We start from the raw sequence: 14,246 nt of genomic DNA, 5'->3' as shown, positions 1-14,246 counted from the left end.
TGCTGCTCCCCGGGGGCGGGGGGCGGGGGCGGCGCGGCCCGCGGGTGGCGCGGGCCGCGCTGCGGATCAGTACTGCCGGTCGGGCAGTGCCTCCTTGGCCTGCTCCTGGGTGAAGGTGGTCTCCTCGGTCACGACGCGCTCGGGGACCTCCTCGCCGTCGAGGACCTTGGCGGCCAGGTCCATCAGCTGGGGCCCGAGCAGCGGGTTGCACTCGACGATGAAGTTGATCTTGCCGTCGGCGAGGGCCTGCATGCCGTCCTTGACCGCGTCGATCGTGATGATCTGGATGTCCTTGCCGGGCTCGAGGCCGGCGGCCTCGATCGCCTCGATCGCCCCGAGGCCCATGTCGTCGTTGTGCGAGAAGACGACGTCGATCGAGTCGTCGGACTGCAGGAACGACTCCATGACCTGCTTGCCGCCGTCACGGGTGAAGTCGCCGGTCTGCGACGCGGTGACCTCGATCGTGTCGTCGGCGCCGATCTTGGACGCGAAGCCCTCGGCGCGGTCGATCGCCGGGGCGGCGCCGGTGGTGCCCTCGAGCTGGACGACGTTGATGGTGCCGTCACCGTCCACGTCGGCGTCCTTGGCGTTCTCGACCAGCCACTCGCCGGCCTTCTCGCCCTCCAGCACGAAGTCGGAGCCCAGGAACGTCACGTAGAGCGAGGTGTCCTCCACGTCGACCGCTCGGTCGGTCAGGATGACCGGGATGTTGGCGGCCTTCGCCTCCTGGAGGACGGCGTCGAAGCCGGTCTCCACCACCGGGCTGAAGGCGATGACGTCGACCTTCTGCTGGATGTAGGACCGGATCGCCTGGATCTGGTTCTCCTGCTTGCCCTGGGCGTCGGTGAACTTGAGGTCGACGCCCTCGGCCTCGGCCGACTCCTGGATGGACTTCGTGTTGGCCGTGCGCCAGCCGCTCTCGGCGCCCACCTGGGCGAATCCCATCGTGATCTTGCCGTCGTCGCTGCCGCTGTCGGACCCCGAGGCCGCGTCGGTGTCGCTTCCGCAACTGCTCAGAGCGAAGGTGCTCAAAGAGATCGCCGCCGCGGCGACCAAGGTCTTCTTCACCACTGTCGTTCCTCCACATCAAAGGGGCTGCTCGCCCGTGTGACTGGTGTCACATGCTGCGAGTGTGAGCGCTAACATTCGGGAGGTCAAGGGGTCCGGATGCCGCGGTTAGGCGGAATGTGAACGTTCACCCGAGGGGTGAGCCGGCGGGGTCGCCCGGCGAGTGGGGCTGGCCGCGCGGTATCGAGTGCGCACGCGTGAACGCCTCGACCGGCGCTGCGTGGTGGCGCCCGACGCGTTGCCGGCGGCCTACCGCGCCGCGACGGGCGCTGCGCATGGGCGTGGATCGCCGCCGCGTTCAAGCTGTGCGCGTTCGGCCGGAGTGCTGGCTCCGTCCCCACCCCAGACCGCGTCGGGCTAGAAGGACTCACTCTCACAGATCACGCTATAGCCGTCGCAGCGCCGGGCCGCGATCCTCAGGACGGGTCCGACGTACACATGCCCCTGGGCTCAACTCTGGACATACGGCCCATTCGCGGCGGAAAGACGCACTGGTTAAGCCAGACCCGCACACAGCCAGCTGTACCTCATGGCACTACTACGACGCCTTCTCCATCATCTGGAACCCACTCCTCCGTGGCTTCGTTTAGTGCACCAAAAGGCACGTGAACAGAAGGCGCCGACGTGGACGTCGAGGCGAGATGTCCCTGCTGATCGTCGAAGTAGATGTGCGGTCGAAGCACGCTCATCACGGCACCCTTGTCGATGCCTCCCAGGAAGAAAGCATCGTTGACCATCACTCCCCACGACTTCAGTGACTGAATGGCCCGCTTGTGTGATGGGGCGTTGCGCGCCGTAACTAGCGCAACGTGCAGACGCACGCGGTACTCGGGATCCACAAGTTTGCGATTGCGCTCCGCCTCCTGAACCTTCGCGATCCTCAGCAGGAAGGGCTGTAGAGGTCCCGGATTGTGTGCGGAGACGGCGTTGGCGGTCTCGTGCTCATGAAACTGCGGTAGGCCGCTTTCCTGCATGACCTGCTCAGACTTGTCGTCTGCGAGCACGCCGTCGAAGTCAAAAGCGATGCGCAGATCGTCGTCGTCATCATCGACGGTCGCGGACGGAAGTACGCGCCCTGCGGGAAATCCCTGCTGGTTCGCGCTCCTGACAGTGTCGTCGTCGGCAGACAGGAAGAGGGCGATGTTCAGGGTCGGGATGAACGCGAACGGCGCACGTCCTTGCATGAAGATGGCCCGCGTGATTGGCAGATCGTGATGCTCGATCGACTCCATCACTCGAAGGCCCGTGTCGGGGTCGTTGCGCGACATCACGATGACCTCAACGAGCGGATCCTCGGGCTCTGCCAAGTCGTTCAGAGAGAGCAGTCGGCGGATGAATGAGAAGGCGATCCCGGGTGATAGCGGAACCTCGAGCTGCGCTTCCTGGTAGCGGCGATACGCCTCTTCACCGTCCCGGCGAAACACTCGGTCTGACTCCTCAAGATCGAACAACGCGCTTGAGGCAACTCCGATGACGAGTCGATCTTCAAGCGAGTACGGCAAGGCGGTCCCCCTGTATCGGCATGTAGCCAGTGTCGCCAGTCCAGCCCTGTGAGGAGCGATGACACGCGCGGCCGTCAGATTCGCGGCGCAATGACGAAGAGCGGTTGCCAGGGGAGCATCCGAGGGATCGGCGATCGACGCGGCGGTGGACGCCTCTTGAGGTGACCGGACGGGGTGGGAACTAGGACCGGCCGCTCTACTCGTGCCAACCATTGGGTAAATCGCCTCTGACCCCTCAGCGGTGCACGACCTGTCGTCACCATGACAGTCCATCCGTTAGTTTCGAACTGGGGAGCGTGCGAGATGCCGTCAGCAGCCAGGGGTTTCTTCGCAGCAGCTGCGTTGGCGCTCTTTGCTGGCGCTTGGATCATTCTGACGATCCAGCTCATTCAGTTTTCGCCGACGCAGACGAAGCCGACCTTCACCCCCGACCAATGGCAGAGCAGCTTGGCCACTTTCTTAGCTGGCAGTGTGTCTGCGACTATCGCCGCGTTTCTCGGTTACGAGATCCAGAAGCCACGCGGCGTAGCCAACGTTGCCGTATCGAGCTCCTCGACCTGGCTGGCACGTTGCAGGGGGCTGTTGAAGGCAGTGTTCGTGGGCCTCGGTTGGCTCGGCGTGGGACTGATCTGCTACGCACTCGTTGCCTTGTTTGTCATCCTCGTCACGTTTGCGAACTCCGGGGAAGCTGGCGACGTGTTCAAGTCCTTCGCGTTCACGGCCGTTGGATCATTTCTAGGTGCGTTCGCGATCGTGTTCAAACCGCCGGCCTGAGCCTGAGACCGGCATTCAAAGGCGGCGAATTGACGCACCCATCGCTGCAGTCCGAACGTTTCTGAGCCGATCGAGTACCTCGAGTCGACACACTGGGCACACGCCTGAACCGAGCTGCTGAGCTGCAGATCGCAACGGTGCAGAGCCAGCGACTGTTCTGCGCAAGTCGGCAGCCGAGGTGCTGCTGTTGGGGATCCGTACTCACGCCCAAACCCCTAACGCGCTCGTACGGTTTCAGCCATGGGCTCGTCACCGCTCGACACAAGCGAGTCGGCTCCGTCGGTCGAGCCCGTAATCCCAGGAGCGGGCGCAGGTCGACCCGAGAGTCTTCCCAATTGGGTATACGGGCTAGCCGCGGTCGTACTGATCCTCCCTCCGCTCATCTGGTCAGTGGGAGCCTTGGTCCTATCCGCGTTGCTCGGGTGGTGATGCGCCCGTTCTGGCGGTGCTAGCGCCACATCTCCGCAGTTTCGAACGTCCCCGACAGGCGGCGGAATGGGTCAGCCTCGTAAGCGGATTAGGTCAACGCTGAGCGTCGCCCCATGCCATGTGCCACTCGGCTGACGTGACCTCACGGAAGACGCCGCGCCACGGCTGACAACGACGGAACCGAACAGCTCGCCAGCGCGTGGTCACCGTCGAAGAGGTCCAAGAACTTGGCTCAGCGGGGAACCTTCAACGGCGCCTTGGAAGGGGAGTCTCATTCAGCGTCGCGCGGTTCGACGCGAATGCTCTGGAATGGCCACGTCACAAAGAGCACTCCGGCTAGGGAGATCAGGACCTCGGGCTTGCCGCCTTCATCGTCAGACTGCTTCAGGACGAGAGCTAGGGGTGGCCCCTGCCTGCCTGACTCTGATCGGTACACGTGAAGTCGTGAGGCGAACTTGCTTCCGGGTGGTCGGCGCCGCATGTCGCAGTCGCGTGCGGCGATCAGCTCCGCGCGGATGCCAAGAACTTCCTCCGTCTCGGGGACGCTCTTCATGTAGAGGCACGCCGCCAGATAGGCGTGCTTAAGCACGGCCAGTCCCCATCGCCGTGGGTCTGGTGGACTGTAGGTGATGCTGGCCGTGCCGGACTGGAGCATCTCGACGACCTCGTCGGAGAGCGCTCCGTCGACGAGCAGCACGACCTCGTCGCCGTCGGCCTCCTTCAGCAGCTGAATGTTGGGTACCCGCCGGTGACCGGGAATGTGTCCGTCGTGGTTGAAGGAGACCCGGTGGATTGTGTGGTCAAACCAGTGCTCGAGTTCGACCTCGACGCGAGAACCGAGTCCGTTGTTGCAGGGTGCGCACGTCTGAGTCATGACCGACCCACCTAGCGCGGACTGCGGGACGTGCTCTCGCGCGGTGGCAGGGTCAAGACAAATGGGGCACACCGGTTCGCCAGCGAGGCCGAACACTCCGGGCTCGATCGTGTCCAAGTAGGTGAGGCTGCCTGGCTCGTGTGTGCGAGCTGAAGCGAAGTTCTTGACTGAGCCGTCCGGCATAGTCATCGAGAATTGTGTGAACGCGCTCCAGCCGCGCTCACCGCCATCTGCGCGCCTGCCCGCGACGTGCGAGACCTGGGTGGGGAGAGACGGCGGCTCGGATGCTTCGAATTCCTCACGGGTCACTTGCTTCTCCTGTTCACAGCGACTGTCCGCCCCGGTCAGGCTTCCCACCCTCCAGGATGGACACGCGGAAGGTGGGCCAAGAAAGGCCTCACGCGAACGCCAGAACCTCCGAGCAATGGTGAGCCGCTCGGGCCTACTGCTCCTGTCCTTGGCCGTACTCTTCGGCCGAAGACTTGGCCTCCTCGCGTGCAGCGTCGGCACGTCGAGCATCTTCGACTCGGGCCACCATCGCCTCGTGCCTCGCACGTTGCTGAGTTCTCTCGTCGAGCACTCGGTCCGTATGGGCCTGTCGCTCCTCCACGACCACCTCGAACCCTCCCTTCAGTACAGGCGACCTCTTCAGCAGTTGGTGAATCTCCTTCAAAGCCTTCGCGGCTTCGTGGATCCCATAGCGCTGACCAAACATGAGGCCGTCCCACAGCGTGAGGTCGATGACGCTCTCCTCGCAGTACTCGGTTCCGCGTCCGTCGTGGTACCAAATCGTCACGCGATGCTCGTCAGGCAGCTCGCCCTTTTTCTGGTGTCGTTCAACCGCGGAATCGAGCCATGACACAAGGCGATAGCCGGGAGGCAGCATCGGGACGGGGCGCTCGAAGATCCGTGCGGCCTTCATCTCGCTGTCGGCGGTCTCTCGCGCTCGGACCAGCGGAGGGTCTACTTGGATGCGCACGTCGCGCGCGGCTGTCTGACCAGCGTTCTCCAACACCAGATCAATCGCGGCGAAACCTTGATCGCCTACATCGACGCTGAGTAGCACGTACGGCCGTGACTGGTCCCTGGCCGCCTCTGCCGCGTGCGCGAGTTGGTCCCGTAGCGCCAGCCGATCCTGTTCCAGCTGTTGCGCGGCCAGCAGGCGGGTCTGCTCTAGTTGCGCAGTCGCAGCAGTTTGATTTTGCTGCAGCTGCGCGGCGGTCGCATCGCGATCCTGCGCAAGCTGTCGTGCCGCGGTCTCACGAGCACTCTTGAGTTGAAGGATTGCCACCAGGACCGCGACAGCCGCGATAATGAACGCCCCAGCGGTGGCCACGGCTCCAATCGCCTGCCATGCATCAGTGCCCAACCCAAAGAACTCGCTCGAGCGCGGGACATCGGACTGCGTGTCAGTCATACGAACATCATGGCCGGGGCCACCGACAACCGTGTAAGTCGACGCCGCTGTCTCCCCAAGCAGTCCACGGCAAATGACGGGCGCTAAAGCGGCGATAGGACGCATCCTGACGCCGCCTCGCAGGGCTCAATTGCCCTCGACCTGAAATGGATCGGTCGCCGGCAACTGGAGGACCCCCCGAGTGTGAGTGACCAACGCTTCTCGGGCCTTCGAGAGACTCTCGCGCGACGCTGCAATGCCCTCGACATCCACGGCGTGGCGGCCAGTCAGCGCAACTCGAGCCATATTCCAGGCCCGGCCGGAAACCGGTGCGTGGTGCACGGTGATCATGTCGGCCGCGGCGACGATCACTGCATTGGTTAGGGCCACCGTCCTTGCGTCGGCGAAGAGCCACACCCGGGCGGCAGCTCGCTCAAGCGCACCGACCTCCTCGTTGAGTCGATCGAACAGCAGGATGAAGTCGACGGGCGCGACGCTGCCAACAATCCTCGTGATCGTGCCGGTGAGGGACCCCAGGTTCGTAGCCATCAGGACCAACTCGTGTCCGCCTGTCAATGGCTTGGGAACGCACCAGGACCTCTTCAATCGCGAGCTTGCGCTCGCGAGCCGCCTCGTCACGCGCTCGCCGTCGAGCCTCGACCGCCTGGCCCCAGAGCGCTGCAACGGCGCCGATTACGGCACCTACGAGCCCAACGACCCCGGAGATCCACGCTGCTTCATCCACCCCATCAACGTAGAGGCCCCTTCCGACATCGTTCGCGCGACCCCGCTGCCGCAACGCGGCGGAATGCAGTGGCTCCCGCGTGACGGCTTCACTAGCCTTGCTCGCCTCGCCTCACCCCTGGGGCGGACGGGCTCTCCGGCCTTGAGCCGGACGGTGACCGTGATCCGTAAACAGTGGTACGACCACATCGGCAGGGGTTGACCGGTGGCCGCTCGGAACATCGATCGGCCACCGCAATCACCGAGCGGTCGCGGCGGGTTGACGCGGCCGTCGAACAGGCTTCGCGGTAACAGCAAGTGGCTCGTCGACCAGGCTCGACAGTCAATACTTCAACTCAGCCTCGCTGAGAAGCGTATGGCTGTCGGGAATCCACTGGGAGTGCAGCAAGCCGCTCGACTCGGAGTTGGCAACCCAACCTCGAAGGTCGGTCAGACAGTCAAGCATCGTCACGAAGGATTCGTGCTCAACGCCCGAACCCCTCACAGGGTGCATGAGGCCGTTGCGAACGACGTTGACTCGGTTTACGTTTCGGTCGAACTCCGCTTGACTCGCCACCTTCGCAGCCGCGACGAAGTGAGCCATGCCGGGCTTTGAGGTGAGTATCCGCTTCATCGAGATCAAAGTGAGGGCCTGAAAGTCGTCCTCTAGGTCACGTTCCTCACGTTCACTTGCGAGCGTCCTGCGAAGCTCAAGCGGCACGCCCCCTCGCCACCACTCTCTTCGGTTCTCACCCAGTGCGCAGCTCAAGACCCCGCGGATGAATCCGAAGAGAAGCAGCTCGTACTCCCGCACTAGCAGAAACAAGTCACCCGACAGATGCTCGACCGGCCCGAAGCGCAGACAGACGTGCACGTCGCACCGCTCCAGCTCAGGGTGATGGCTCAGAATCGCCGTGACGAGGCCACTCCGATCGTTCGGCGACCAGTACTGGCCCGCCGCGCGAGACTCATGGGCGACGATCTCTCGGACATGCTCCGGAACCAGGAAGTAGATCTTGTAACGCCGTACGAGGCCACGACCAATCAAGTCGTTGAAGGCATAGGTGATTGCGTTGGTGTATCCGCCCACCCCCGTGGCCGGCCGTAGCCCGACTTGGCGGCACTCGGAGACCATCTCTGCTGGCGTCAGCCCTCGGGCGATCATGTCGCTCATCGCACGTCGAGGGATGCGGTCCGGCTCTTTGCGCTCGTTCAGACGCGCGGGAATCCACTGTGGCCTGTTCGTCATCCAGGTCAGGCTAAGCGACACGCGCAGCTCACGCCCGACTCTTTGCGAAACTCCAACAGGCCGACAGGCGGCGGAATGGGCTAGGTGTCACCGGCTCATGCAGCCGCTCCTTAAACGATGGCTGTCGCTAGCTACCGAATCGCACCGATCGGTCGAGGGCAAGTCGCAGTCAGGTGGTGCTGTCCACTGCTGCAGTCGTTGATGGTGGACGCGATTCGCACGCGATCGGAATGGCGTCGAACTTGGTCAACGTCCGTCCCGCCAGGCTCGGCCAACCTCGTCCCTTCATGTGGGGCACGCGCCGCTGGTACCGCTTCGTCACCCCTGCAACCAGCTCGACTGCGAGCGCGTAGCGCCACTGGTCACCAGGCCCTCCCCACATCACGGGGACCTTCTCGCGCTTCTTCCCGTTCACGCCCGATCCTTGACTGGCCAGCGCGGCGGCATGCAGTAGGTAACCGTCGAGCGCAATTACGGACTCAACGATTTCGCAGGCCGCGACTCGCTCGGGCCTCTCGCTGAGGCTCGTGAAGACCTTCATATAGGTCTTGTTGATCGATTTGACGAACTTCTTGTAACTCTTCTTGGGGTCGCGTGAATATCCGACGAGCCCCAAGTATGGGCCGGGTGTATCTGCCCTTCCACAAAGGCGACCGATCTCCGACAGCTCTCTGAGTTCGTGTGCCACGTTGCCTTGTCGCAGTGTGTGCTTCACCGAGATCACGCCTACAACAGCCTCAGGTGTAACGACCACCGCGTCCCCGTAGCGCAGGATTGGCGCGGCGACGGTGGGGTCGTGAATGAGAATGTCGATCTGATACGAGCGCGTCCCGCGCGCCGTGTCGAGAATGAAGCCGGTGGACACCTCCAGGCTGGATGGAAGACTGCGCCGAAGAAACTCCGCGAGCAGTGACTCGGTCCAGCGCCCTTCTTCCCCGGCATGGCCTGACTGCGTCTTGGCCCTGTTTGGGAAGAGTTGCCTGAAGACGTCCGCGGTGTTCAGCAGCGACTGCACTGTCGCGTCGTACGCCGCGATGAGACCCGCTTCGTCAGCCCGATGACCCATGTCAATCCTCTCTACTCCAGCTATCTATACATCTCGCGGACGGGTAGTGAACCACCTCGACGGGCAGGTCTGGACACTTTCGTCTATCCCGTCCCCTGCCGCCGATAACGCACCGCTGACCGTCACCCCGTGGGCGCCGTCGGCGAATGTCGCGATATGACACGCCGTTGAAGAGAGCGCCGGAACACGAAGGCGGTCATGGCAGGCCATCTCCGAACCAAAGGCAGCGACCTACCCGCGTCCGCCCGACCATCTCGGGGCCGTTCGATCAGCTACTGGGCTGGCGCTTTGGCTGGCGCACTCCAGGTCAAGTTGTGAAGGCCGAACCGACATCCGGACCGGGTCGGCGTTGCGACGACTACGCGAGGCCACCCATCATCGATGATGCCTCCGTGACCCTACGGAGCGTCTGGCGCGCAGTCTTGTCCCGGGACCTGGATTCATCATGGAGCGACGATGTCGACCGGCCTGGTACCGGAAACCTTCAGGGCACGCGAGCCGTAGCTACTCCTCCGCGCGGCGAACAAGGTAGGTGGACGGAGAGCGGCGCAGCTCGCGCGTTTGCCGCTGCCGAACTTGCCCTGCGGACGGCGAACATCGGATGGCGCGCCACCAGTGAGATCGAGAAGCGTTTTAGGGAGCTCCAAGAACTTCCGTTTCGCACGCCAGACGGCGCCGACTGTTCGCTTCGAGGGTGCACGAATGAGGCAGTACACAACTCCCACGCTCTTTCCAGAGGAGCGCACCTAGACACGCTTCTCGACGAAGATGGCAAGGTGTGGTTTCCTGACCTCCGGAGCCCGCATCGCTTAAGTCTGCAACCTGTAGTTGCGTCCAAAGCTTCAGTCTTTCCCGGATACTGCCTGAAGCACGAGCGATTGTTTGCTGGATTCGAGAACGCTGGCCACTTCCGCAATGACCAAGACCGTCTGCGTCAGTTAATGCGATCAGCAGCACGGGAGGAGTGGAAGGCAACTCGAGACCAAGCAAGGCTCGAGGGACTGATTTCTGCGGTTGAGTTTGGCCTCGAGGGGTTGGCTGGGACCGTAGAGGAGAACCAGCGCTGGCGCACCCACCTAATCACTCCGCTAAGGAACTGGCATGCCCACTTAGATATACGTAGGTCCTACGCACTTTGGAATCACGTCGACTTGGTTGCTATACTCGACGAGACGCGATTGCCGCAATGGACGTGGGCCGTTCGTTACAAGAGCATGACGAAAGTGGCGCTCTCAGGTTGTATACATACCGGTACTCGAACGCCGTGGACCATCCTGCTCGTTGTTGTCCCTGACGGCGATGAGACCGCGCTCATGTTGGCCTCGTCGGTCGATGACGCGGATGCTTTGCAGGATTTCGTCGCGCAGCGCTGCTCAACCAACCAGGACCGCGACGACCTCATACGCACCTGGATGAGCGGCGTCACCGATCACTGGTTCGTCGACAAGTCTTGGTGGGATCGACTAGCGCCTGACGTGCGCGCAGACATACTTCCCCATTGATGAGACGTTGACAGACCGACGCGCTTCGGGGGCTCGTAGCGGTCAGGCTTCAGGGTCGTCCGGGTTAGTGGTGGGCCCGGGGTCGGGCTTCTCGTCGGAATCGGCCAGGTCGACGTCGCTGTCGCGAATTGCCGAGCGGTCCATCCACGCGCGGACGACCTCGCGGACGACTGCCAACGTTGCTTCGACGGCCAATGCGACGCCGAAGTCGGATGCCAAGTCCTGCAGGTCGCGATGCAGGTCGGCGTCGCTCACCGCTTCGACTCGGATGCCTCGGCGGGCGAAGTCGGCCACCAGATGTTGGGCTTGCTCGGCGGCGTCGCCGCTGAGGCGGATCTCGGTAGTCACTTCGTCTCCTTGGGATCGCTGAATCGAGTGTGCCGACCGATGGTCGCATGCGAGGCCCAAGCGGACATCGGTAGATCAGTTCTAGGCGACAAACTGGCAACCACGCGTTGATATGCGTGAGCAAGCGGCTCACCGGCCGCCAAGGCCGGCAGGCAGTGGACCAGGAACTCGGCGGCGCTGCGGTCACTCACGGGGCCGATGGTGCCAAGCACACTATGTGCGCCATAGGCGATGAACTCCAGGCTTTGTTGTACGAGGTCTGATCCGATGACGTCTTGGACTGAACCACTCCAACAGGCGTTCAGGACAACCGTGGCGCCGGGGGCGAGACCTTGCAACTCAGAGGCGTGCGCGGGGCGACTGCCCGCGAGCAGGAGTCGCTCACCGGCCCGTCCTATCTGACCGTGGCCGGAGAAGACCAAGGTGGATACCGGCTGATCCTGCACTAGCGCGTCGAACTGCTCAGTCGAGTCGAACAGACTGAGAGGCACCGTCATACCTCTTGCCGCATCCACGACCGCCTGCAGTTCGCCGATGGCATTGCTAAGGCTCAGATCGAAGTGAGCTGCCCAGGTGAGCGTCGCGGGACGAGATTTGCCGAGCGCTGGCCCCGGAGCAAGCACGACCGGCACGCGTGCTCCGAGTGCAGTTCCCGACAACGGGATGGCTGTGAACGGGAATTGCCACATCCTTCCCAGCGGAATGATCCTGAGACTTTTATAGGCGGTTGCCTGCAGGCGCTGCATGAGGTCCGCAGTTGAGAACATGTTGGTCGTCAACTCTTGCAGCGCGGCCGGGTCCCAAGGCCTGTTCCACACGCCGTCAACGTTTACGGTCCCACCAGGGGGCGGCGTCAGAAGTTCCTCCAACAGCTTCAATTGCTCGGGATTGGCTTCGTCGTCTAGAGACCACGTGTGACAGGAAGCCTCGGCGCCCCCTCCCAGAATGACCGTGAGGCCCTCGATTCGGCGCCTGCTGACCATCGTGGTCATCACTAAGACGGTCGGTTCCGTAGTGGAATGGAGTTCGTCGATCTCACTTTCGGAGATCGGATGCCAGCGGGCGCTGGCATGAGCCTGTGCCCGGAGGACTACTTCGGGATGAGAACCTGCGGGCCGGACCTCGTCGAATCCGTCATCGCGCTTCTCGTCTCTGCGTATCCAACTCGCTAGCGAGGTGTTCCCAAGACGCAAGAGACAGCCGACGACGTCGCGTGAGTGCCTGCTGGTGAGCGGATGACGACCGAGATGACGGACCATTGTGATGAGGTCCTTTCGGATGCCTGAATCCACCGATCGCACGGATTGGTAAGCCCCGAATCCACGCGCACGGTCCGCGGTGGCGAGCCCCTCGCTGAGATCTTGAAAAGCTTGCTGGTGCTGCCCGCGCTTCGCGAACGAGTCGGCTCGGCGACTCAAGGCGCGGACCACGTTGTGGAGGTCGTTCAAGGTCTTGACCGATTCCGCGGCGTAGCGGTCAAGAGCGAGCGTGTAATAGGTGTGCGCGTCGTCGAACTCCTGCTGGTTCCAATGGTTGCTGCCAAGTCTCACTTCGACGCTCGCCCGGTTTCGAGGTTCCAACAGAGGGTCGTTAAGGACCTGTTCGTAAAGCCCGCGCGATGTGCGTTGGAATCCCAGGTGAGACATCGCGACCGCCATGTTGCTGAGTGCCTCTAGGCGGACCTCCGGCTCGACAAGTCCTTCTTCGACCATCCGCAAAAGGTCCAGCGACCAGGCAGCCATCCCGAAGTAGTTGTTGTGGTCAGCGGAAATGCTTACGCGGAGACGGTCCATCCAGAAACGGAGGCTCGGGCCGCGCTCGGGAACAGTTGGCCCTAGCGACTCGTACATCTGCACCCAGCCGTGCGGAGTGTCCGACGAAGATCCGTGGCGCGGGCTGTCACCCCACTGGCCCAGTTGCAAGGAGAGGTAGTTGCCGCGTGCTTGCAGCGCCAACACAGATTCGGGGAACTCGGTCTTTAGGATGCCGTCGGCAAACGTGACCCGGGGCGTGACCTCGTCCGGTACCGCTGAACGGAGCAAGTGCAAGGCGACGGCTGGTTCGCCGCGCGCTTCTGCGGCGCTGGCAAGAGCGAACACCTCGTTGATTGCGTCATCGTCAACCTTCCCGAAGTTGCCGTCCCTGACGACGTTGAGCGTCTCTGTAAGGCCGCGGTCCGCGCTTGCGCCGTCGTCAGTCATACGACCCTGCCTAACTGACGTTCGAGGATCAGCAACGCGCGCGCTTCGGCCGAGATGTCGTCGGCCTCGAGACCGGCGCCACTGGTACCTCGGGTAGTGAAGTAGGCCCGCAAGTCATCGCCGCGCGCGCGTTCAGTGGCGCGCTTGAAGTTTTCGCTTGCGCTCGCGTGCAGTTCGTTGAGCTCTCGCGCGACCTTGGAGATTGCAGCACCCAAATCGGGGTTCACCTGATTGACACGCCGAATCGACTTCTCGTGCTCGGACATCTCCGCCCCGAGGCGATGCAGAACGAATGGATTCCACGGCTCGAGCAACGCCTTGGCATGGGATGCACCCAAGAGCGCCCCGCCACGTTCTTCCAGCTGACCCTGTATGCCTTCTTGACCGGGCTTGAGACGCTCGGCCCACATGAGGTGGCTGTGAGCGTCGTCAGCGATGAGGCTGGCGCATCCCGAAACGAGCTCGCACCTCTCGTACTCCGCGCGAGCCTTCTTGATGACGTCGCGACGGTAGGGCGTCACGGCACGACTACCAATAGCCCATGCAATGGCGCGCAGCGTACCGACAAGGGCCGGGCCAACCAAGATCTTCTCAGCACTAGCGACGAGGCGCTGGGTGAGTGCTTCGCCGGGTTCCAGGCCCCAGGCCTCTCCGATGCGGATGAGTGCTTCCGGAGTGGTCGAGACCCGCATCTCGCAAGCCACCTCATCGGCAACCCAATACAGAGTCGCATGCGCGATGTCGTCTGGGTCGCCGGCGAGCTCAGCGATCTCAAGCAATGTATCGCTGAACTTGAGCCTGTCGCTTCCGGCGTCGGATCGTTCTTCGGTGGGCTTGATTGCCGTGAAGTACGTCGACTTCGCGTCGTAGTAGATCGCTTCGAAGTCCCACGACGATTCATCGGATTCAACGTAAGGATACTTCACGTGCTCCCCTCTCTCGCGGTGTCGAACAGGCTACTCAAGCTGGCAACCGCCTAGGGTCGTCTTTGCTTCGGGCTTCTGTTGCTTCTGAGGTGCAAGAGGTGACATCCCGACCCACTCCACCCCAGACGGCAGGCGCGACGAAGCGACCGAGGTCCTGCGAGGACGCAGAAAGGCACTCAACGGCTGCG

The 14,246-nt window shown here is 62.9% G+C and carries 13 protein-coding genes; 3 read left to right on the top strand and 10 right to left on the bottom strand.

What is annotated here, in order from left to right; genetic code table 11:
• Positions 1 to 66: 66 nt before the first annotated feature.
• Positions 67 to 945: an ABC transporter substrate-binding protein gene (locus AC3X7Z_RS08045; protein WP_489975589.1), complete on the bottom strand. Its 879-nt coding sequence runs from the start codon at positions 943 to 945 to the stop codon at positions 67 to 69.
• 1 nt (position 946) lies between these two features.
• On the opposite strand from AC3X7Z_RS08045, the gene AC3X7Z_RS08040 reads away from it, so the two are divergent.
• The gene (locus AC3X7Z_RS08040; RefSeq protein WP_260988511.1) at positions 947 to 1,111 is read left to right on the top strand and encodes a hypothetical protein; all 165 of its coding nucleotides are present in this window, start codon (positions 947 to 949) and stop codon (positions 1,109 to 1,111) included.
• A gap of 484 nt (positions 1,112 to 1,595) precedes the next feature.
• On the opposite strand, the gene AC3X7Z_RS08035 is transcribed toward AC3X7Z_RS08040, so the two are convergent.
• Positions 1,596 to 2,570 (bottom strand): 5'-nucleotidase, encoded by a 975-nt coding sequence (locus AC3X7Z_RS08035; RefSeq protein WP_489975588.1) that lies wholly within the window; start codon positions 2,568 to 2,570, stop codon positions 1,596 to 1,598.
• Positions 2,571 to 2,873: 303 nt separating this feature from the next.
• Between AC3X7Z_RS08035 and AC3X7Z_RS08030 the strand changes: the two genes are divergently transcribed.
• Positions 2,874 to 3,344 (top strand): hypothetical protein, encoded by a 471-nt coding sequence (locus AC3X7Z_RS08030; RefSeq protein WP_489975587.1) that lies wholly within the window; start codon positions 2,874 to 2,876, stop codon positions 3,342 to 3,344.
• Positions 3,345 to 4,044: 700 nt separating this feature from the next.
• Here AC3X7Z_RS08030 and AC3X7Z_RS08025 read toward each other — a convergent pair.
• From AC3X7Z_RS08025 to AC3X7Z_RS08005, 5 genes are all read right to left on the bottom strand, one after another.
• The gene (locus AC3X7Z_RS08025; protein ID WP_489975586.1) at positions 4,045 to 4,956 is read right to left on the bottom strand and encodes a hypothetical protein; all 912 of its coding nucleotides are present in this window, start codon (positions 4,954 to 4,956) and stop codon (positions 4,045 to 4,047) included.
• Between the two features lie 133 nt (positions 4,957 to 5,089).
• Positions 5,090 to 6,064 (bottom strand): DUF8453 domain-containing protein, encoded by a 975-nt coding sequence (locus tag AC3X7Z_RS08020; RefSeq protein ID WP_489975585.1) that lies wholly within the window; start codon positions 6,062 to 6,064, stop codon positions 5,090 to 5,092.
• Between the two features lie 126 nt (positions 6,065 to 6,190).
• Positions 6,191 to 6,592: a hypothetical protein gene (locus tag AC3X7Z_RS08015; RefSeq protein ID WP_489975584.1), complete on the bottom strand. Its 402-nt coding sequence runs from the start codon at positions 6,590 to 6,592 to the stop codon at positions 6,191 to 6,193.
• A gap of 517 nt (positions 6,593 to 7,109) precedes the next feature.
• Positions 7,110 to 8,015: a hypothetical protein gene (locus tag AC3X7Z_RS08010; RefSeq protein WP_489975583.1), complete on the bottom strand. Its 906-nt coding sequence runs from the start codon at positions 8,013 to 8,015 to the stop codon at positions 7,110 to 7,112.
• 169 nt (positions 8,016 to 8,184) lie between these two features.
• Positions 8,185 to 9,081 (bottom strand): DUF6602 domain-containing protein, encoded by an 897-nt coding sequence (locus AC3X7Z_RS08005; RefSeq protein ID WP_489975582.1) that lies wholly within the window; start codon positions 9,079 to 9,081, stop codon positions 8,185 to 8,187.
• A 1,214-nt stretch (positions 9,082 to 10,295) separates the two neighbouring features.
• Between AC3X7Z_RS08005 and AC3X7Z_RS08000 the strand changes: the two genes are divergently transcribed.
• The gene (locus AC3X7Z_RS08000; RefSeq protein ID WP_489975581.1) at positions 10,296 to 10,583 is read left to right on the top strand and encodes a hypothetical protein; all 288 of its coding nucleotides are present in this window, start codon (positions 10,296 to 10,298) and stop codon (positions 10,581 to 10,583) included.
• A 42-nt stretch (positions 10,584 to 10,625) separates the two neighbouring features.
• On the opposite strand, the gene AC3X7Z_RS07995 is transcribed toward AC3X7Z_RS08000, so the two are convergent.
• The 3 genes from AC3X7Z_RS07995 to AC3X7Z_RS07985 are packed head-to-tail and all read right to left on the bottom strand — an operon-like array spanning position 10,626 to position 14,058.
• Entirely contained in the window at positions 10,626 to 10,931 is a 306-nt protein-coding gene (locus tag AC3X7Z_RS07995; RefSeq protein ID WP_489975580.1) for a hypothetical protein, read from the bottom strand.
• Positions 10,928 to 13,132 carry a CHAT domain-containing protein gene (locus tag AC3X7Z_RS07990; protein WP_489975579.1) on the bottom strand — a complete coding sequence of 735 codons (2,205 nt, stop codon included), beginning with the start codon at positions 13,130 to 13,132 and terminating at the stop codon, positions 10,928 to 10,930. Before AC3X7Z_RS07990 ends, AC3X7Z_RS07995 begins: the two co-directional genes overlap by 4 nt.
• Positions 13,129 to 14,058 carry a hypothetical protein gene (locus AC3X7Z_RS07985; RefSeq protein WP_489975578.1) on the bottom strand — a complete coding sequence of 310 codons (930 nt, stop codon included), beginning with the start codon at positions 14,056 to 14,058 and terminating at the stop codon, positions 13,129 to 13,131. The genes AC3X7Z_RS07990 and AC3X7Z_RS07985 overlap by 4 nt, the downstream gene beginning before the upstream one ends.
• Positions 14,059 to 14,246: the final 188 nt, after the last annotated feature.

The organism is Nocardioides sp. Z24_21 (assembly GCF_058134345.1).
This window is presented reverse-complemented; position numbering and strand designations above follow the sequence as displayed.

Coding starts and splice junctions, on each gene's coding strand:
- AC3X7Z_RS08045 (WP_489975589.1), bottom strand. CDS start 945: ATGGGATTCGCCCAGGTGGGCGCCGAGAGCGGCTGGCGCACGGCCAAC.
- AC3X7Z_RS08030 (WP_489975587.1), top strand. CDS start 2,874: ATGCCGTCAGCAGCCAGGGGTTTCTTCGCAGCAGCTGCGTTGGCGCTC.
- AC3X7Z_RS08020 (WP_489975585.1), bottom strand. CDS start 6,064: ATGACTGACACGCAGTCCGATGTCCCGCGCTCGAGCGAGTTCTTTGGG.
- AC3X7Z_RS08015 (WP_489975584.1), bottom strand. CDS start 6,592: ATGGCTACGAACCTGGGGTCCCTCACCGGCACGATCACGAGGATTGTT.
- AC3X7Z_RS08010 (WP_489975583.1), bottom strand. CDS start 8,015: ATGACGAACAGGCCACAGTGGATTCCCGCGCGTCTGAACGAGCGCAAA.
- AC3X7Z_RS08005 (WP_489975582.1), bottom strand. CDS start 9,081: ATGGGTCATCGGGCTGACGAAGCGGGTCTCATCGCGGCGTACGACGCG.
- AC3X7Z_RS08000 (WP_489975581.1), top strand. CDS start 10,296: ATGACGAAAGTGGCGCTCTCAGGTTGTATACATACCGGTACTCGAACG.
- AC3X7Z_RS07990 (WP_489975579.1), bottom strand. CDS start 13,132: ATGACTGACGACGGCGCAAGCGCGGACCGCGGCCTTACAGAGACGCTC.